Annotated in this window: 17 protein-coding genes; 12 read left to right on the forward strand and 5 right to left on the reverse strand. The window is 66.9% G+C overall.

The features are described 5' to 3' along the window. Window positions 1–91: 91 nt before the first annotated feature. Window positions 92–526 (reverse strand): hypothetical protein, encoded by a 435-nt coding sequence (locus WKW79_RS01165; protein ID WP_340333264.1) that lies wholly within the window; start codon window positions 524–526, stop codon window positions 92–94. A 91-nt stretch (window positions 527–617) separates the two neighbouring features. Here WKW79_RS01165 and WKW79_RS01170 point away from each other — a divergent pair, with 91 nt between their 5' ends. The 7 genes from WKW79_RS01170 (at window position 618) to WKW79_RS01200 (ending at window position 7,534) form a co-directional block, all read left to right on the forward strand. After that, on the forward strand, window positions 618–2,057 hold the full coding sequence (locus WKW79_RS01170) for an MFS transporter (protein ID WP_340333265.1): 1,440 nt from the start codon (window positions 618–620) through the stop codon (window positions 2,055–2,057). A gap of 29 nt (window positions 2,058–2,086) precedes the next feature. Then, entirely contained in the window at window positions 2,087–2,704 is a 618-nt protein-coding gene (locus WKW79_RS01175; protein ID WP_340333266.1) for a paraquat-inducible protein A, read from the forward strand. Next, entirely contained in the window at window positions 2,701–3,369 is a 669-nt protein-coding gene (locus WKW79_RS01180; protein ID WP_340333267.1) for a paraquat-inducible protein A, read from the forward strand. Before WKW79_RS01175 ends, WKW79_RS01180 begins: the two co-directional genes overlap by 4 nt. After that, on the forward strand, window positions 3,362–5,014 hold the full coding sequence (locus WKW79_RS01185; protein WP_340333268.1) for a PqiB family protein: 1,653 nt from the start codon (window positions 3,362–3,364) through the stop codon (window positions 5,012–5,014). Before WKW79_RS01180 ends, WKW79_RS01185 begins: the two co-directional genes overlap by 8 nt. Continuing rightward, window positions 5,011–5,628 carry a PqiC family protein gene (locus WKW79_RS01190; protein ID WP_340333269.1) on the forward strand — a complete coding sequence of 206 codons (618 nt, stop codon included), beginning with the start codon at window positions 5,011–5,013 and terminating at the stop codon, window positions 5,626–5,628. Before WKW79_RS01185 ends, WKW79_RS01190 begins: the two co-directional genes overlap by 4 nt. Before the next feature lie 35 nt (window positions 5,629–5,663). Beyond that, window positions 5,664–7,136, forward strand: a complete 1,473-nt coding sequence (locus WKW79_RS01195) for an MFS transporter (RefSeq protein WP_340333270.1) — start codon at window positions 5,664–5,666, stop codon at window positions 7,134–7,136. Window positions 7,137–7,300: 164 nt separating this feature from the next. Beyond that, window positions 7,301–7,534, forward strand: a complete 234-nt coding sequence (locus WKW79_RS01200) for a hypothetical protein (protein WP_213955792.1) — start codon at window positions 7,301–7,303, stop codon at window positions 7,532–7,534. Between the two features lie 257 nt (window positions 7,535–7,791). Here WKW79_RS01200 and WKW79_RS01205 read toward each other — a convergent pair whose 3' ends face one another. The 4 genes from WKW79_RS01205 to WKW79_RS01220 all read right to left on the reverse strand — a co-directional run bounded on the left by WKW79_RS01205 (window position 7,792) and on the right by WKW79_RS01220 (window position 12,278). Beyond that, window positions 7,792–9,051 carry a glutamate carboxypeptidase gene (locus tag WKW79_RS01205; RefSeq protein ID WP_340333271.1) on the reverse strand — a complete coding sequence of 420 codons (1,260 nt, stop codon included), beginning with the start codon at window positions 9,049–9,051 and terminating at the stop codon, window positions 7,792–7,794. A gap of 165 nt (window positions 9,052–9,216) precedes the next feature. Beyond that, window positions 9,217–9,846 carry a hypothetical protein gene (locus tag WKW79_RS01210; protein ID WP_340333272.1) on the reverse strand — a complete coding sequence of 210 codons (630 nt, stop codon included), beginning with the start codon at window positions 9,844–9,846 and terminating at the stop codon, window positions 9,217–9,219. A 52-nt stretch (window positions 9,847–9,898) separates the two neighbouring features. Continuing rightward, window positions 9,899–10,636, reverse strand: coding sequence for a sulfite exporter TauE/SafE family protein (locus WKW79_RS01215; protein WP_340333827.1), 738 nt, complete (start codon window positions 10,634–10,636; stop codon window positions 9,899–9,901). Between the two features lie 73 nt (window positions 10,637–10,709). Beyond that, window positions 10,710–12,278 carry a phospholipase D family protein gene (locus WKW79_RS01220; protein ID WP_340333273.1) on the reverse strand — a complete coding sequence of 523 codons (1,569 nt, stop codon included), beginning with the start codon at window positions 12,276–12,278 and terminating at the stop codon, window positions 10,710–10,712. A gap of 142 nt (window positions 12,279–12,420) precedes the next feature. On the opposite strand from WKW79_RS01220, the gene WKW79_RS01225 reads away from it, so the two are divergent. From WKW79_RS01225 to WKW79_RS01245, 5 genes are all read left to right on the forward strand, one after another. Continuing rightward, complete coding sequence (locus WKW79_RS01225; RefSeq protein ID WP_340333274.1) at window positions 12,421–14,049, forward strand: FAD-dependent oxidoreductase; 1,629 nt, start codon at window positions 12,421–12,423, stop codon at window positions 14,047–14,049. Beyond that, window positions 14,024–14,230: a DUF2783 domain-containing protein gene (locus WKW79_RS01230; protein WP_340333275.1), complete on the forward strand. Its 207-nt coding sequence runs from the start codon at window positions 14,024–14,026 to the stop codon at window positions 14,228–14,230. The genes WKW79_RS01225 and WKW79_RS01230 overlap by 26 nt, the downstream gene beginning before the upstream one ends. Window positions 14,231–14,530: 300 nt before the next feature. Continuing rightward, window positions 14,531–15,562, forward strand: a complete 1,032-nt coding sequence (locus WKW79_RS01235) for an ABC transporter substrate-binding protein (protein ID WP_340333276.1) — start codon at window positions 14,531–14,533, stop codon at window positions 15,560–15,562. 2 nt (window positions 15,563–15,564) lie between these two features. Beyond that, a complete protein-coding gene (locus WKW79_RS01240; protein ID WP_340333277.1) occupies window positions 15,565–16,347 on the forward strand; it encodes an ABC transporter ATP-binding protein in 783 nt (260 codons plus the stop codon). Window positions 16,348–16,357: 10 nt separating this feature from the next. Next, window positions 16,358–17,209: an ABC transporter permease gene (locus WKW79_RS01245; RefSeq protein WP_340333278.1), complete on the forward strand. Its 852-nt coding sequence runs from the start codon at window positions 16,358–16,360 to the stop codon at window positions 17,207–17,209. Window positions 17,210–17,241 lie beyond the last annotated feature (32 nt).

Here is a 17,241-nt window from a genome sequence, read left to right on the forward strand (position 1 = left end):
ACGACGGGGATCGAAGTTATCGGGCAAGCGATGTGAGCGCATCCTCACGAGTGTTTACGCCTTTCAGAGTGTGCCGAGCGGCCTATGACATTCAGGGGCAAACATTGGTACTCGTGCGCTCGAAGCTGACGCTGCGATGCCGCAGGTTGTCGACGCCGACGAAGCGGTCGTTCGAGGTCATGTGGATCGCGTAGCCGGTCGTTGCGAAGTAGTTCATCGGCAAGGGCTGCCCTTGCCTGCGTGTGTACTTTCGCTTGAGGTTCGTGCCGTCGAAGGACCATTCGCCGCTCGTGCGCACCTCCCGCGGCGAGCCCTTGCCGTCGTCGATCTTCTCGATCTCCCTGAACTCGCCCGGCTCGGCCAGTTCCAGGACGGTGCAGGTCCGGATGCCTTCCTCCTCGGACTCGCTGAGCCACGTGCCAATGAGTTGCGCGCGGAGGTTCGCCGTGGCCGCGGGGCGCGAAGGGTCGCAGGCCGCGAGGCAAGCCAGGAGGAGGGCGAGAAGCAGGGAAAGGACGACGCGCATGGTTGCGGCCATTGTGGCGGGGCCGCCTACCACGTCGCGCTTGGCCCCGCGTGCACGAGGCCGGCGCCGGTGCGATAGGCTCAGGGGCCACATGTCATCCACGCCTTCCTCAGCACCCGTCGTCCACGACGGCCTGCCTTCCCCCGCACGCGGCTGGGCCATGCTGGTCATCATCCTCGGCATCATGGTCGCGGTGCTCGACGGCACCATCGTCAACCTCGCATTGCCCGGCATCGCCGAGCAGTTGCAGGTCTCGCCCTCGCATTCGATCTGGGTGGTCAATGCCTACCAGATCGCCACGCTGGTGATGCTGCTGCCCCTGGCCACGCTCGGCGACCTGGTCGGCTACCGGCGCATCTACATCGCGGGCATCGCGCTGTTCACGGTGGCCTCGCTGGGCGCCACCTTTGCCAATTCGCTCGGCACGCTGATCGCGGCGCGCGCGGCGCAGGGCCTGGGCGCGGCCGGGATCATGAGCGTCAATTCGGCGTTGGTGCGGCTGATCTATCCGGCCGACCGCCTCGGGCGCGGCATGGCGATCAACTCGATGGTGGTGGCCACCTCCGCGGTGGCCGGGCCGTCGGTGGCGGCGGCGATCCTGTCGGTGGCCTCATGGCCCTGGCTGTTCGCGCTCAACCTGCCGCTGGGCATCGTGGTGCTTGTGATGGCGCGACGCTCCTTGCCCGCCAACAGTGCGCCGCCGGCGGCGGGGGCACGCTTCTCGCTTGTCGACGTAGTGCTCAACATCCTGATGTTCTCGCTGATCTTCCTGGGCGCCGACCAGCTCGGCGTGGGCGATGGCACGCAGCGCGGCGGCTCGCCGACGGCATGGGCGACGCTGCTCGCGGGCCTGGCCGTGGGCTTCGTCTTCCTGCGGCGGCAGACCCGGCTGGCGTTGCCGCTGTTCCCGGTCGACCTGCTGCGCATCCCGGTGTTCGCCTTGTCGATGGGCACCTCGGTCGCGGCCTTCGCCGCGCAGACGCTGGCCTACATCGCGCTGCCCTTCCTGCTGCTTGGCGCCTATGCCCGCAGCCATGTCGAGGCGGGGCTGCTGATCACCTGCTGGCCGCTGGCCATCGTGGTCATGGCGCCGGTGGCGGGGCGGCTGATCGGCCGCTATCCGGACGGGCTGCTCGGCGCGGTCGGCCTCGGCCTGATGGGCACCGGCCTGGCCTTGCTCGCCGCATTGCCGGCGAGTCCGGCCAATGCCGACATCGTGTGGCGCATGGCGCTGTGCGGCGCGGGCTTCGGGCTGTTCCAGTCGCCCAACAACCACACCATCGTGACCTCGCCGCCGCCACACCGCAGCGGTGCGGCCAGCGGCATGCTCGGTACGGCCCGGCTCACGGGCCAGACGCTGGGCGCCGTGATGCTGGCCGGGGTGTTCAGCGTGTGGGCGCCGCTGGACGGCAAGGGGCCGATCGTCGCGCTGGTGCTGGCCGCTTGCTCCGCTGCAATCGCGGCCACGTTCAGCATAATGCGGCTTCGCAGGAGGGCGCCGGAGATCGCTCGCGGCGCCATCGAACCTTGAGAAGGCGTTGAACGAATCCGAGTTCTCCCATGCGCGAAGTCCCTGACACCATTGCCTGCGCCAGTTGCGACGCGATCTTCCAGCGGGCGAAGCTGCGCTCGCGCGACGTGGCCTATTGCCTGCGCTGCGGCACCGAGCTGGAGCGCCATGCCGGCACCTTGCAGCGTCGCGTCCTGCCGCTGACGCTGGCCAGCCTGATCCTGTTTGCCATTGCCAGCCTGTTCCCCATCGTCTCGATCGAGATCCACGGCCTGCACAGCGAGACCACGCTGATCGGCGCGGTGTTCGTGCTGGGCCGCGAAGGCATGGCGCCGGTGGCCCTGCTGGTGCTGGTGACCACGCTTCTGTTCCCGCTGGTGCATCTCTGCATCATGGTCTGGGTGCTGGTCCCCTTGCAGCGCGGGCGGCGCACGCCGGGCTTCGCGGGCCTCGTGCGCGCCATGCAGTCGCTGCGGCCGTGGGGAATGATCGAGGTGTTCCTGCTGGGCGTGCTGGTCGCGATCATCAAGCTGTCCGGCATGGCGACGGTGGTGCTCGGGCCGGCGCTGTGGGCCTTCGTGGCGCTGACAGTGCTGCTGACCCTGGTGCTGGCCTTCGACCCGCGCGGCTTCTGGGAAATGGCGTTCGATCGCCCGCAGAACGCATGAAGACGCTGCCCGAAGGCACCCCCGTCCCCACGGCGTCCCGCCTCGGCCTGATGGTGTGCAGCCATTGCGCCACCGTCTGGGCCGACGCCCACGAGGACGAGGCCTGCGAACGCTGCGGCACGCGACTGCACTGGCGCAAGCCCCACAGCCTGAGCCGCACCTGGGCCTTCCTGATCGCGGCCGCAGTGATGTACATCCCGGCCAACCTGCTGCCGGTGATGATCACCACCTCGCTGTTCGGCACGCAGGACGACACCATCCTCAGCGGCATCATCTACTTCTACGTCAGCGGGGCCTACGGGCTGGCGGCCATCATCTTCGTGGCGAGCTTCCTGGTGCCGCTGTTCAAGCTGGCGGCGCTGTTCATCCTGGTGATGGGGGCGCAGCGGCACAGCAGCTGGCGGCGGCTGCAACGCTCCAACCTCTACCACGTGATCGAGTTCATCGGCCGCTGGTCGATGCTCGATGTCTTCGTGGTGTCGCTGATGGCGGGGCTGGTCCACCTGCAGGGCTTTGCGGTGATCTCGGCCGGGGTCGGCATCGCGGCCTTCGGCGCCGTGGTCGTGTTGACCATGCTAGCCTCGCTGAGTTTTGATCCGCGCCTCACCTGGGACGATCCATCGGATACGTCGGACGACGAACTGAAAGCGCCATCGAATGAGTGATCCCGAGCCCTCCAAATCGCAACCTGTGCTGGATCGCCCGCAAGTGCGGCGCCGGCGCAACTGGTTGCCCTCGCTGGTCTGGTTCATTCCCGTCATTGCCGCGCTGGTCGGCATCGCGCTGGTGGCGCGCCTGGTGTTCGACCGGGGGCCGACCATCGAGATCGCGTTCAAGTCGGCCGAAGGGCTGGAGGCCGGCAAGACCGCCGTCAAGTACAAGGACGTGCAGATCGGCACCGTGCAATCGATCCGCCTGTCGCGCGACCGTTCCGCCGTGCGCGTGAAGGTGCAGCTCGCCAAGGACGCCGACAGCTTCACCGCCACCGACACCCGCTACTGGGTGGTGCGGCCACGGCTGGACACATCCGGCATCTCCGGGTTGGGTACCTTGCTCTCGGGTGCGTACATCGAGGCCGATGCCGGCTCGTCGGCGGAGACCACCAGCGATTTCACCGGCCTCGAAGTGCCGCCCATCGTCACGCGCGATTCGTCGGGCCGGCAGTTCCTGCTGCGCGCGTCCAACATCGGTTCGCTCGACGTCGGCTCGCCGGTCTACTTCCGCCGCATCAAGGTCGGACAGGTCGCGGCCTTCCAGCTCGATGGCGACGGCGGCGGCGTCACGCTGCGGGTGTTCGTCAACGAGCCCTACGACAAGTTCGTCGGCGTCAACACGCGCTTCTGGCATGCCAGCGGCATCGACGTGTCGCTGAGCGCGGGGGGCATCAATGTGCGCACCCAGTCGCTGGCTTCCATCCTGCTCGGCGGCATCGCATTCCAGGCGCCCGACAACGAGATGGGGCCACGGGCCAGTGAGAACACGGCCTACGTGCTCGCCGCCGACGAGGGCACCGCGATGAAGCCGCAGGACGGGCCATCGCAGACCATGCTGCTGCACTTCAACCAGTCGCTGCGCGGACTGGAGCCCGGTGCACCGGTCGACTTCCGCGGCGTGGTGATCGGCGAGGTCAAGTCGATCGGCGTGGAGTTCGATCGCTCCGAGCGTGAGTTCCGCATGCCGGTGCTGGTGCAGATCTACCCCGACCGCCTGCGCCGCCGCGCCGGCAACATCGACACCGGCCTGCCCGAGAGCGCCGCCAATTCAGCCACCCAGGAGGCGCGGCTGCGCTTCCTCATCAACAAGGGCCTGCGCGCCCAGTTGCGCAACGGCAACCTGCTGACCGGCCAGATGTACGTGGCGCTCGACTTCTTCCCGAAGGAGCCGACCCTCAAGGTCGACGTGAACGCCAGTCCGATCGAGCTGCCGACAGTCAAGGGCAGCTTCGAAGACCTGCAGTCGCAGATGCAGGAGATCGCGACCAAGGTCAACAAGATTCCGTTCGACGAACTGGGCCGGGATGCGCGCGTGACGCTGGCCACGCTCAACAAGACGCTCGCCGGCGCGGAGAAGCTGGCGGCTTCGCTCAACAACAACGTCTCGCCGGAAATGACCGCCGCATTGAAGGACGTGCGCAAGACGGTCGACAGCGCCAACAACCTCCTGCAATCCGACACCGGCCTGCAACAGGACCTGCGGCAGACGTTGCAGGAACTCACGCGCGCGGCCGGCTCGATGCGCGTGCTGACCGATTACCTGGAACGCCATCCCGAGTCGCTGCTGCGCGGCAAACCGGACGACACGAAGAAATGAAAGCCACGACCCACCTGATTGCCCTGGCTGCCGTCTTCACGGCCTTCCTTGCCGGCTGCTCGACGACATCGACGCGCTTCTACACGCTGGCCTCTCCGACGGCCGCCACGGCCGCGCCGGCCGGTGCGGCGCCGTACTGGATCGAAGTCGCGCCGCTGGCCGTGCCGGAGCGCCTCGCGCGCCCGCAGATGGTGGTGCGTTCGGCCGCCGCCAATGTGCAGGTCGACGTGCTGGAGGACAGCCGCTGGGCGTCGTCCTTCGAGAGCGAACTGCGCGACGCCTTGTCCAGCGGCATTGCCGGGCATCTCGGCGCGCTCGACGGCACGCGGGGCGGCCGGCCGGCCACGGCGCCGGTCATGCGCATCGCGGTGCAGGTGCGGCGCTTCGATGCCGTCGATGGCAGCGGCGTCGAGGCGAGCCTGGGCTGGTCGGCACGCCGAGGCGAGCAGGGGCGCGTGCTGGTCTGCCAGACCGAACTGCGCGAGCCGGCCAGCGGCCCGGGCATCCAGGCAGTGGCGCAGAGCGCGCAACGGCTCACCGCCAACGCGTCTGCCGCCATCGCGCGTGGCGTGGCGGCGTTGCAATCGAATCCGGACGCGGTGTGTCCGGTTTGAGATACGCCTTGCGGCAGCGCTGGCGGTAGTCAGCCATGACCGGATTCGGCAAGGCGCCTTGCGATGACTCGCTGATCCGGGCCGCGCCACCTGCCGTTCCTTGCCCGGAAAGCGCCCGGAAATGGGTGCTGGTGGCGGCGATCATCGGTTCCAGCATGGCCTTCGTCGATGGCACCGTGGTCAACGTTGCGTTGCCTGCCATCCAGCGCGACCTCCGGGCCACGCCGTTCCAAGTGCAGTGGGTGGTCGAGGCCTATGCGCTGTTCCTGGCCGCGCTGCTGCTGGTCGGCGGCGCGCTGGGCGACCGCTTCGGGCGCCGCCGCATGTTTGCCTGTGGCGTCGCGGTGTTTGCCGCCGCATCTGCGACTTGTGCGCTGGGCACCGAAGTGCAGCACCTGATCGCCGCCCGGGCGGTGCAGGGTATCGGGGCCGCTTTGCTGGTACCGGGCAGCCTGGCCCTGATCAGCGCGGCCTTTCCCGAGAAGGAGCGTGGCAAGGCGATCGGCACCTGGTCGGGTTTCAGCGGCATCACGGCCGCCATCGGGCCGGTGCTGGGCGGCTGGCTGGTGGACAACTATTCCTGGGTCTGGGCCTTTCTCATCAACCTGCCGATGGCCGCGCTGGTGCTCCTGCTGGTGTGGTGGCAGGTGCCGGAAAGCCACGGGCCCGACACCACGAGCCCTGTCGATTGGCCCGGTGGCGTGCTGGCGACCGTGGCACTGGGCGGCATCGTCTACGCCTTCATCGAGGCGCCGACGCAAGGGTGGGGCGCTGCGCCGGTGTGCGTCGCGCTGGTGCTGGGAATTGGGGCAGGCGTGGCTTTCGTGAAGGTGGAGCAGCGGAGTGCCGCGCCGATGCTTCCCTTGGGGCTCTTTCGCATCGCCAATTTCAGCGCGGCCAACCTGCTGACGCTGTTTCTCTATGCCGCGCTGGGCGGCGGTCTTTATTTCATGCCGCTCAACCTGATCCAGGTCCAGGGCTATTCGGCCACGGTGGCGGGCGCGGCGCTGCTGCCGTTCATCCTGCTGATGTTCCTGCTGTCAGGCTGGGCCGGGCAACTGGTCGACCGTTTCGGGCCGCGCATGCCGCTGGTCATCGGGCCGGCCATCGCGGCATGCGGGTTCGGCTTGCTGGCGGCGCTGCCGGGCGTGGGGTCGAGCTACTGGGCGGCTTTTCTGCCCGGCGTGCTGGTGCTGGGTTTCGGGATGACGGTGACGGTGGCGCCGCTCACGACCACGGTCATGAACTCGGTCGGCGCGGAACTCGCCGGCACGGCTTCGGGCGTGAACAACGCCGTGTCCCGGACGGCTGCGGTGCTGGCGATCGCGGTGTTCGGCGTGGTCATGGCGCTGGCCTCCGGCGCCCACCCGGCGGATGGTTCGATGGCATTCAAGACGGGCTTTGCGGCCGGTTTTCGCTGGATCATGGGCATCGGTGCGGCCCTGGCGCTGCTCAGCGCATTCAGCGCCTGGCGCTGGATTCGTCCGCCCGAGGCGACCGGAAAATAGACGGCAAAGACCTTGTAGTCTCTCGGCAACGGCCCGGCCCTCCGGTCGGAAATTCGCGGGAAGGGTATCATCGGGGGTTCCCTGGTTGGGGCTCCCGCACTTGAAAACACCCCAATCCACGCCCTCGCGCCCTGACGCCTCCCCCTGAACCCTGGAAACCATAGATGGCAAAAGCTGACAGCAAAACAGCCGTGATCGAAGGCGGACTCCGCTACAAATCCAAGCCCTCGGGCTCGCCTTATGCCGAAGTGTCGTCGTTTGGCGGCAGCACGATGTCCTGCTACATGTGCGGCAAGCACCGCGCCCGCGCCTCGCTGCAGATGAAGCGGCTGCTCGGCAAGTCCCAAGCTGTTTGCGCGCCTTCCTGCAAGGCCCTCGACGAAGCCATCAAAGGCTGAGAAGGAGCGAATCTTTCTACTGCGGACGCCGATCTTGGGCCTGCGCTCCTCGCCGTACTGGAGTACGGCTGCGGTGCTCAACCCAACCTCGGCGCCCTCGCTACGAAATCTTCGCACCTTCTCCCGCGTTTCTCTTTGATCCGTTGAAAAGCCGCTTTCGGGCGGCTTTTTGCATTGGCGGGTCCGTTCGTTGATGCGTGGCCGCTCGGTGACGACCCGGCCTCCGCGCGCCTGCGGCGGCGCGCTCGGCTGCGGGACTACTTCGCCAATTCCTGCAGCATCCGAGTGGCCAGGTAGATGCGCGGGACGATCGAATCGACTTCGATGTATTCGTCGCGTGCGTGGTATCCGAAGCCCGCAAGGCCGAAGCTCTCTACTACCGCGGGCTTGCCTGAACGACCAGCGAAGCCTGCGTCGGTGGCGCCGCCGGTCATGGGTGCGAGCGCGAGTTCGCGGTCGAGTTCCTTGTAGATCTCCTGCCCCTTCTTCGCCATCGCCAGGCCCTTGTCGCCGGCCAGGAAGGCGGGGCGATTGGTCTCGATCTTCACGGTGGTCTCGGTGTCGGGGATCAGCTTGCCGCTGGCGATCTTGGCCTGGACGGCCGCGTCGAGTTTCTTCTCGGCACCGGGTTGCGTGATGCGGATGTCGCCGATCGCCTGGGCCTTCTCGGTGATCTGGTTGCTCGGGCCGGTGGCCTTGGCCACGGTCCAGTTGAGCGTCACGCCGGGAATGTCCTTGGCCAGGTCCTTGGTCTGCAGCAACTGGTAAGAAAGTTCGTACAGCGCGTTGCGTCCGAGCTCGGGCGCGGCACCGGCGTGTGCGGCCCGGCCCTTCACATCCATCGTGGCCGACGCGGTGCCGGCAGCGCCCAGCAGCAGCGCCTCGCCCTTGGCCACGGACTTGGCGGCGGTGGGCTCGAAGGACATCACGTAGTCCTGCTGTTCGCCCGTGGTGGCGATGAGTTCGCCCGATGCGCGCGAGCCGACTTCCTCGTCGGTGTTGAAGAGCACGGTGAGCGTGTCGAAGTCCTTCCAGCCCGCGTCCACGAGAATCTTCAAGGACGCCAGGATGACGGCGATGCCGCCCTTGTCGTCGGCGATGCCAGGGCCGTAGATGCGGTTGCCGTCGACCCTGTAGCCCTGGGTCTGCAGGATGCCGGCCGGGTACACCGTGTCCATGTGGGCCTGCAGCATGATCTTGCGCTTGCCGGTGCCCTTCATCGTGCCGAGGACGATCTCGGCCGGCGTGCCGATCGTGGTCTTGATGCGCTCCGTTTTGAAGCCCATCGCCTTGAGGCGGCCGTCGGTGATGTCGGCCATCTTCAGCAGGCCTTCGGCGTTGAGGCTGCCAGATTCGACGAGCACCATTTCCTTGAGGTTCTCGATGAGGGCGGGCTGCGCCTTCTCTGCGGCGGCGAGCAGCTTGGCGTCGGGTGCGGCTTGCGCGGCGGTGGTGCCAAGGGCCAACGTGCAGGCGAGGGCGATGGAAGAGACGGGGGCGGGGATTCGGAAGGTCATGCTGGCGGAGTACGGTTGAAAGGGTCTCGCGAGCTTAGCCGTCCGCCGCCGCACAGTCGGGCAATTCGGTGACAGCATGCGTCCTGCTGCGTTCGCTCCTGGCCCCGGGCTTGATCACTCCTGGCGTGCCCTCTCGTTGTCTCGCCGTGAGCTTGACATGCATGTTCACGCGGCCGGGCCGCAAAGCTTCGCCAGCTTCCTCTTTGCGCTTTGAATCAGGCCGGCCGGCTCGGCGGGCAACTTTGCCTTGGTCGCTCCAATCGTGATGATCTCGTGCGCCGAAGGCGCCGAAAGCTTCGCCGCGAGTGAGTCTTGCGGCTTCAAGTTCTTGAACCTGGCGTCCGACATGACGTGCACCTGCAGATGCCGGCCAAGGGTCTTCGAAAGCTTCTCGCAAGCGATCGTCATCGCTGTCTTGTCGGGCACCAGTTCGCCATGCACGATCAACAACTCGACGTTGGCGTCCTCGTCCTCTCCCAGCACGAAAGCGCGCAGGACCGACTCCTTGAACCTGGAGCGCAGCATGGCCCGAATGGGTTCTGCAGCGGCGAACGACTTCAGCGCGATGCTGCGCAACTCGTCGTGGAACACAAACGAACGATCGACCTCGACGGTCTCGGGCAAGCCCGACTTCGGCCTGTTCGTCCTCAGGATGCCACTCTTGACCAGGTGCTCCAGGGTACGCGATACGTCCGCTGTGTCGAGGCTGGAGCGCTGGGCAAGCTCGCTCGTCGAGAACGGCTGTCCGGGTGCCGAGTAGAGGACCCTCAAGAGCTTTTGCACCTCGGGCGCCAAAAGAAAATCTGCTGCACTCATTCTTGCGTGGCTGGTGACACCTGTGGAGTTTCTAGACCGGCTTGAGGAACAGCCCGATGGTGAGCGCGACGCCGATGCAAACGACAGCAACGCGCAGCGCCTTCTCGTTGACGCGATGAAGCGCCCAGGCGCCCAGCAAGCCGCCGATGATGGCGCCCGCACCCAAGGCGAAGGCTTGCGGCCAGCGGACCTCCGGCGACGTAACGAACAGCAGGACCGCCGAGGCATTCATCACGCCCGCCAACACATTCTTGGTGGCCGCCGCAGCGCGTGTCTGCAGTCCCGCCATCGTGAGCGCCGCCATCATCAGGAAGCCGATACCGCCGCCGAAGTAGCCCCCATAGATCGCGATCAGGAATTGCAGCACGCCAGCGGCGCCGGGCCCGATGTGCGCGCCGTCTTCCACCGGCTTGCGCAGAAAGCTGCCCCACGCGAAAACGATCGTGGCGAACAGCACCAACCATGGCACCAGGCGCGCAAAGATGCTGGACGGCGTGTTGAGCAACAGCAGGCCACCCACGGCGCCGCCCGCAACGCTGATGATGAACAGCGCCTTGAACGAAAGCTTTCCCGCCCCCGATACCAGGCGCCGTCCGGAAAACCCTGATGTCACCTGCCCCGGAAATAGTGCAACGGTGGAGGTGATGTTGGCGGCGAGCGGTGACATGCCCGAGAGGATGAGGGCGGGCAAGGTGATGAACGAACCGCCGCCTGCGAGCGCGTTCTGGAGGCCTGCCCAAAGTCCGGCGATCAGGAGAAGAGCAAACATCATGAGGATTGCAGTGTCGCTCAAACATCCGCGTTTGGACTCCAGGCTCCGCCGTTGTCCTGCCGATGGAAAGCTACAACAGGCTCTCGCTGACAAACGGGAACAGCAGCAGCAACTGCAGTCGCGTGCCCCAGTCCACGCCAGGCTCGCTGTCGTAGACCCTTTCGACGCCGTTCACCACGCCGATCCACTGCACCCGGTCGCCCGGTTGCTTCAACCGCAGCCGGTAGCTGCCCGTGTCGCGCACACGGTCCGCGAGGGTGAGGACCTGTTCGGCGAGTTCTGGCGAATGGACCAGCATGCCCAGCTCGGTGTTGATGCGCGAGGAGCGCAGGTCCAGGTTCATCGAGCCGACGAAGGTCGTCTCCCGGTCGAACACGATCAGCTTGGAATGCGAGCGGCCGATGCTGGCATGCAATGCCGCGCTGATGAGCGAGTCGTTCTTGAGCTGGCTGGAGTCGACCTCGAACAGGTCGACGCCCATCTTCAGCATGTCGACGCGGTAGCGCGCATAGGCGGCGCTGGTGAAGGGCTCGTCGTTGGAGGCCATCGAGTTGGTCATGACCTCGACGCGCACCTCGTGCTGCAGCGCTTCGCGCATCCCGTCCATGCCGAGCTTGCCGGGAATGAAGTAGGGCGAGCCCAGCACCACCTCGGCCTTGGCTTCGCTGAGGGTCCGGAGGACGCGGGACATGACCGTGGTGACGTCGTCGCCGCGGGCCGCGCGCCCGCTGACCTTTTCGGGGTCGTCGGCGAAAGCGTCGATGCGTCCGTAGAGCAGCTTGAGCGGTGGCCGCTCCAGGTCGGCGCCGAGCGGGTGGTAGCCGACCAGATCTTGCGCGTCGGGTGGCGGACTCGGGAACGCGGAGGCGGCGTCCGCCGTCAGTCGCTCGAAGTCGTCCCGCAGGGCCTGCGGGTCCTTGCGCCGCGGCTCCACGGAATGCAGCGGGAAGACGCGCGGGCTGTTCCAGTAGCTGTCGAAGATGGTGGCCAGGCGGGGCACGGCGTCGCCGGCGACCAGCAGGTCGAAATCGACGAAGTTGCCGCCCTTGCTGTTGAAGAAGTATTCGTCCGCGATGTTGCGCCCGCCCGCGATGGCAAAGGCGCCGTCGGCGATCAGCAGCTTGTTGTGCATGCGGTGGTTGAGGCGCGAGAAATCGCCAGCCGCCAGGATCCAGCGCGTCAATTGCCAGGGCCGCCCCGTCGGGAACGGATTGAACAGGCGCACCTCCACGTTCGGGTAGGCGGACAAGGCGGCCAGCAGGTGGTCGGTGTTGTCGGTGTAGAGATCGTCCACCAGCAGGCGCACCCGCACGCCGCGCAAGGCCGCATCGCGCACGGCCCGCACCAGCGCATGGCCGCTGAGGTCGTTCTGCAGCAGGTAGTACTGGATGTCGAGGCTGGTCCGCGCCTTGCGCACCAAAGCGAGGCGCGCGTCCATCGACCAGGCGCTCAGCGGCAGGGGCCTGAAGCCGGAGCCCTTGCCCGCGGGCACGCTTTGCGCCGCGATGCGGCCGAGGGTGTCCTGGCTGCTGGCCGGAATGGCGAGCACCGGCGTGCGGTCGACCACCGGCGGCAAGGAGGCACAACCCTGCAGCAAGGCCAGCAGGCCTGCCATTGCCGCGAGGAGGAGGGGCTTCATCGTCATTGGCGGAAATTGTTTCAGGTTTCCGAGGCTTCGGGCCGGCCGCCATCGATGCGGGATCGGAAGAGGGATGCCGCCGGAGGAAAGTCCTCGTTTGCATGGACAGACAAGGCCGTGCCGGCTCCATAGAGTGCCGCTGATGTACCAGTTGCCGCGCTACCCCTTCCGCCGTCCCGCAGAACTCGATGGCGCACCGTCGCCTCGACGTCCGGTCGTGGTGGTGGGCGGTGGGCTGACCGGGCTCACGCTGGCACTCGACCTGGTGCGGCGTGGCGTCCCGGTGGTGCTGCTGGACGACGACGACACCGTCGGCGTGCGCGGCCTGGCTTCGCGCGGCATCGTCTGGGCGCAACGCACGTTGGACATCTTCGAGCGCCTGGGTGTCGCGCCGCGCATCGTGGCCAAGGGCGTGCGCTGGAACGTGGGGCGCGTGCTGTGCGCGGACAAGCCGGTCACCTCCTTCACGCTGCAGGACCAGCCCGACCTGCGCCACAACGGGTTCGCCAACCTGCAGCAGTACTACGTCGAGCAATACCTCGTCCAAGCCCTGCAAGCCGAGTCGCTGGCCGACCTGCGCTGGCGCAATGAAGTCGTCGGCCTGCAAGTCCATGACACGCATGCCGAGTTGCAGGTGCGTACACCCGAGGGCGACTATGCGCTGCAAGCCGACTGGGTCATCGCGTGCGACGGCGGCGCCAGTCCATGCCGCAAGCTGCTTGGCCTGGCGCCCAAGGTGTACGACCGCACCGAGGACCACTGGATCATCATCGACGTGACGCTGCTGGGCGACTGCACCTGGCCCGAGGAGCGCTGGACCTGGCTCGATGCCAGCGCCAACAACGGCCGCGCCGTGTGGCGCCACAAGATGGCCGACGACACCTGGCGCCTCGACTTCCAGCTCACCGAAGGCGAGGACCCGCACGACGCCGCCACGCCCGCGGCGATGCGCCGAAGGGTGCGCGCACTGGTTGGCGACGAGATCGCCTTCGAGGTCGCATGGTCGGGGGCGTGGGCCTATCGGCACGAATGCCTCGAATCGATGCGCCACGGCCGCGTACTGTTCGCGGGCGACGCGGCGCATCTGGTCGCGCCCTTTGGCGCGCGTGGCGGCAATGGCGGCGTGCAGGATGCGGACAACCTTGGCTGGAAGCTGGCGATGGTGGTGGGGCAGGGCGTGGCCGCCGGCCTGCTCGACAGCTATTCGCAGGAGCGGCGCGCGGCGGCCCTGGAAAACATCCGGCAGGCGCGGCGGTCGTCGCGCTTCGTCTATCCGCGCGGACTCGAATCGATGCAGCTCTGGCGCGACGCGATCATGGCCCTGGCGCCGTCGCTGCCCTGGGCGGCACGCTTGATCAACACGGGGAGGCTGTCGGCGCCTGCGGTGTATGGGCGCGATTCGCCGCTGGTCCAGGACGAAGGCGGTGCTGCCTTGCCCGATGTGGTGCTGCACCAGAATGGCGCCAGCCTGCATCGCTTGCTGGGTCCGTGGTTCACGTTGCTCTGCTTTTCGGACAGCGCGATCTCTTGCGTTCATCCGATGGTCCATGTGGCCGCAGTGGGCCCGCATTGCGACGACGCCGGACGCGCCGCGCTGCAACGCCAGCTTGGCGTGTCGGCCGCCAGCGGCCAGGCATGGCTGATCCGGCCTGACCAGCACATCGCGACACGCCGCGCGCACGATGCGGCCTTCGATCTCGCCCAGGCACTTGCACCCTGTATGCCCTCCAGCACGGAACCCTCCCATGCCCAGCACCCAGCAACAGCTTGACGACCTGCTCGAATCGCTGATCGCGCTCACGCACGGCATGCCCGCGGAGCAGCAGGCCGCGGTGCTTGCACGCCTCGTCCTGGCGCTGGCTTCGAAGCTGGACGACACGTCCGTCGTCGAAGCGGCCATCGCGCAGGTCGCGCAACTGTCTGGCCAGCCGCTGGATCGCAGCTTGCCTTGAGCGCGCGACGGGTGTCGGCGCCCTAGGCGTTTACCCGCAAAGGCATGCGTTCAGCCGCTTTTTGGACGGTACCGTGCATATGACTTTTTTCACACGGCTTTCCAAGTGACAGCCTGCCGATTTGGCCGTCCGTCAGGCCTCAAGGCGATCCAATTTTTAGATCGCCCGTTGCGAAAAACGGTGCTTGGCAGCACCGCCACCACGTTCTTACATTCGCCTCACTGGTGCTCGAAGCCCCCGGCCAACGAGACACCGCAGTTGCCGCATTCACCCGCAAGCACTCATCGAAAGGTTCCCGCCATGGCCCACGTTTGCGACCTCCGTCGCCGCAGTCTCCTCAAGAGCTCCCTCGTTGCCGGAGGCCTGTCGGCCGGCGGTTTCCTGTCGATCGATGCCTTCGCGCAGGGCAAGGCGAAGATCAACATGCAGCTCGGCTGGATTCCCAGTGTGAACCAGGTCGGGGAGGTGGTCGCCAAGCGCCTGGGCTTCTACGAGCAGGAAGGCATCGACTTCGCCATCCAGCCCGGCGGCCCGAACATCGACGGCGTGGCCATCGTGGCCTCCGGCCGCTACGAGGTGGGGCAGGTATCGTCCAGCCCGTCCGTGATGCTGGCCGTGTCGCAGGGCCTGCCGATCAAGTGCTTCGCCGTCGGTGCCCAGAAGCACCCCTTCACCTTCTTCTCCCTGGCCAAGAACCCGGTGAAGAAGCCGCAGGACCTGGTCGGCAAGAAGGTCGGCATTCCGTCCACCGCGGCCATCCTGCTGCGCGCCCTGCTGGCCAAGAACAAGATCGCCGAGAAGGACGTGACCGTGGTCACCGTCGGCTCCGACATGGCGCCGCTGCTGACGGGCCAGGTCGATGTCGTTACCGGCTGGCTCACCAGCACCACCGCGTTGAAGGCGCTCGGCCCCGGCCGTGTCGACCTGACCCTGTGGGATGCCGGCGTGCAGCTCTATGCGCTGCCGTACTACGCGACCCACGCGACGCTTGAAAAGCAATCCAAGGTCGTCGAAGCCTTCCTGCGCGCCACCTCGCGCGGCTGGAACCATGTCAAGGCCAACCGCGACGAAGCCGCCGACTTGCTCATCAAGGAATATCCGAACCTCAAGCGCGAGGACGAGCGCGTCGCCATCGACGTGATGCTCGAGTACGCGCTGGGCGGCATGGCGCAGACCCAGGGCTGGGGCACGATGGACCCGGCCGTCTGGCAATCGCAGATCACGACGTATTCGGAGCTCGGCCAGTTCACCGCGAAGACGCCGAAGCTGGAAGAAGTGATCTCGCTGGATGCGCTGAAGGCAACCGCCGCTGCGCGGACGAAGGTGGCCTGAGCATGAGCGCAGTCATGAACGCCGCACCGGCGATCAGCTGCCGTGACATCGGCATGCGCTTCTTCACCGAGCGCCGCGATGTCACCGCCATCAAGAGCCTCGACCTCGACGTGGCGCAGGGCGAGTTCCTGACGCTGCTCGGGCCCTCGGGCTGCGGCAAGTCCACCTTCCTGCGCGTCGTCGCCGACCTGCTGGAACCGAGCCGCGGCAAGATCGAGGTGCTCTCGGGCACGCCGCAAGCCGCACGCGAAAAGCGCGACATCGGCTTCGTGTTCCAGGATGCCGCCTTGCTGCCCTGGCGCACTGCCTTGCAGAACGTCGAGCTGCCGCTGCAAGTGGGCAAGGGCGCCAGCCGCAAGGGCCGCCGTTCACCGCAGGAACTGCTTGAGCTGGTCGGCCTCAAGGACCGCGCCAATGCCTGGCCGCATGAGATGTCCGGTGGCCAGCGCCAACGCGTCTCCATCGCCCGCGCGCTGGCCAGCGACCCGAAGATCCTGCTGATGGACGAGCCCTTCGGCGCCCTCGACGAGATCACGCGCGACCGGCTCAACGAGGAAATCCGCAAGGTCTGGAAAGAGACCGGCGTGACCATCCTCTTCGTGACGCACAGCATCCACGAGGCCGCCTTCCTCGGCCAGCGCGTGCTGATGCTGGCCGCCAACCCGGGCCGTGTGCGCGAGATCGTGCCGGTCAACCTGCCCGAAGACCGCACGCTCGACATCCGCGAGACGCCGGAATTCGTGCAACTCACGGGGCACCTGCGCCGCGTGCTGGAAACCTGCTGAGGCCGCCACCATGACAACCAGTTCCCTCGATACGCCGGTGGCCGTGCTGAACCAGACGCCCGTCGACGCCGAATACATGAAGTGGGCCGCGGCCCGCCGCCGCCGCATGTGGCGCCGCCGCATCCTGCCTGCCCTCGGCATCGGTGGCCTGCTCGCCTTGTGGTGGGCGGTGATCGCGATCTTCGACGTCAAGCCCTTCATCGCGCCATCGCCCTGGGCGGTGGTCGAGACGCTCTACGCCAAGCGCGCGGTGCTGCTCGACAACCTGATCCCCACGGCGCTCGAAGCGGCCGGCGGCTTCCTGCTGGGCAACCTGGCAGCGATCACCATCGCGACGATCTTCGTGCACAACAAGACGCTGCAGGACATCTTCTTCCCCGTCGTGCTGATGTTCAACGCGATCCCGCTCGTGGCCAAGGCCCCGGTGCTGGTGCTGATCATGGGCAACGGCATGGAGCCGAAGATCACGATTGCCGCGCTGGTGTGCTTCTTCCCGACGCTGGTGAACATGGTGCGCGGGCTGGAATCGGTCAACCCGCAGGCGATGGAGTTGATGCGCGTGCTGTCGGCCAGCAAGACGGAGATCTTCTTCCGCCTGCGCTTGCTGAATGCGCTGCCGTACCTGTTCTCGGCGCTGCGCATCGCGGCCTCGATGTGCGTGATCGGCGCGGTGGTCGGTGAATGGGTGGGTGCCACGGTCGGCATCGGCGCCATGATCCTGCAGGCCACCTTCAACTTCGATTCGCCGCTGCTCTATGCCGCGATCGTGATGAGTGCGACCTTGTCAGGACTGTTCTTCCTTCTCGTCACCGTGGCCGAGCGACTGATCATCCGCTGGCATCCCGAAGACGCATCGCACTGAACGTGCACAACAGGGCGGCAGCTCAACCAACA

It is taken from the genome of Variovorax robiniae (genome assembly GCF_037889955.1).
GTDB classification, from domain to species: domain Bacteria; phylum Pseudomonadota; class Gammaproteobacteria; order Burkholderiales; family Burkholderiaceae_C; genus Variovorax; species Variovorax robiniae.

Coding starts and splice junctions, on each gene's coding strand:
- WKW79_RS01165 (WP_340333264.1), bottom strand. CDS start 526: ATGCGCGTCGTCCTTTCCCTGCTTCTCGCCCTCCTCCTGGCTTGCCTC.
- WKW79_RS01170 (WP_340333265.1), top strand. CDS start 618: ATGTCATCCACGCCTTCCTCAGCACCCGTCGTCCACGACGGCCTGCCT.
- WKW79_RS01175 (WP_340333266.1), top strand. CDS start 2,087: ATGCGCGAAGTCCCTGACACCATTGCCTGCGCCAGTTGCGACGCGATC.
- WKW79_RS01180 (WP_340333267.1), top strand. CDS start 2,701: ATGAAGACGCTGCCCGAAGGCACCCCCGTCCCCACGGCGTCCCGCCTC.
- WKW79_RS01185 (WP_340333268.1), top strand. CDS start 3,362: ATGAGTGATCCCGAGCCCTCCAAATCGCAACCTGTGCTGGATCGCCCG.
- WKW79_RS01190 (WP_340333269.1), top strand. CDS start 5,011: ATGAAAGCCACGACCCACCTGATTGCCCTGGCTGCCGTCTTCACGGCC.
- WKW79_RS01195 (WP_340333270.1), top strand. CDS start 5,664: ATGACCGGATTCGGCAAGGCGCCTTGCGATGACTCGCTGATCCGGGCC.
- WKW79_RS01200 (WP_213955792.1), top strand. CDS start 7,301: ATGGCAAAAGCTGACAGCAAAACAGCCGTGATCGAAGGCGGACTCCGC.
- WKW79_RS01205 (WP_340333271.1), bottom strand. CDS start 9,051: ATGACCTTCCGAATCCCCGCCCCCGTCTCTTCCATCGCCCTCGCCTGC.
- WKW79_RS01215 (WP_340333827.1), bottom strand. CDS start 10,636: ATGTTTGCTCTTCTCCTGATCGCCGGACTTTGGGCAGGCCTCCAGAAC.
- WKW79_RS01220 (WP_340333273.1), bottom strand. CDS start 12,278: ATGAAGCCCCTCCTCCTCGCGGCAATGGCAGGCCTGCTGGCCTTGCTG.
- WKW79_RS01225 (WP_340333274.1), top strand. CDS start 12,421: ATGTACCAGTTGCCGCGCTACCCCTTCCGCCGTCCCGCAGAACTCGAT.
- WKW79_RS01230 (WP_340333275.1), top strand. CDS start 14,024: ATGCCCAGCACCCAGCAACAGCTTGACGACCTGCTCGAATCGCTGATC.
- WKW79_RS01235 (WP_340333276.1), top strand. CDS start 14,531: ATGGCCCACGTTTGCGACCTCCGTCGCCGCAGTCTCCTCAAGAGCTCC.
- WKW79_RS01240 (WP_340333277.1), top strand. CDS start 15,565: ATGAGCGCAGTCATGAACGCCGCACCGGCGATCAGCTGCCGTGACATC.
- WKW79_RS01245 (WP_340333278.1), top strand. CDS start 16,358: ATGACAACCAGTTCCCTCGATACGCCGGTGGCCGTGCTGAACCAGACG.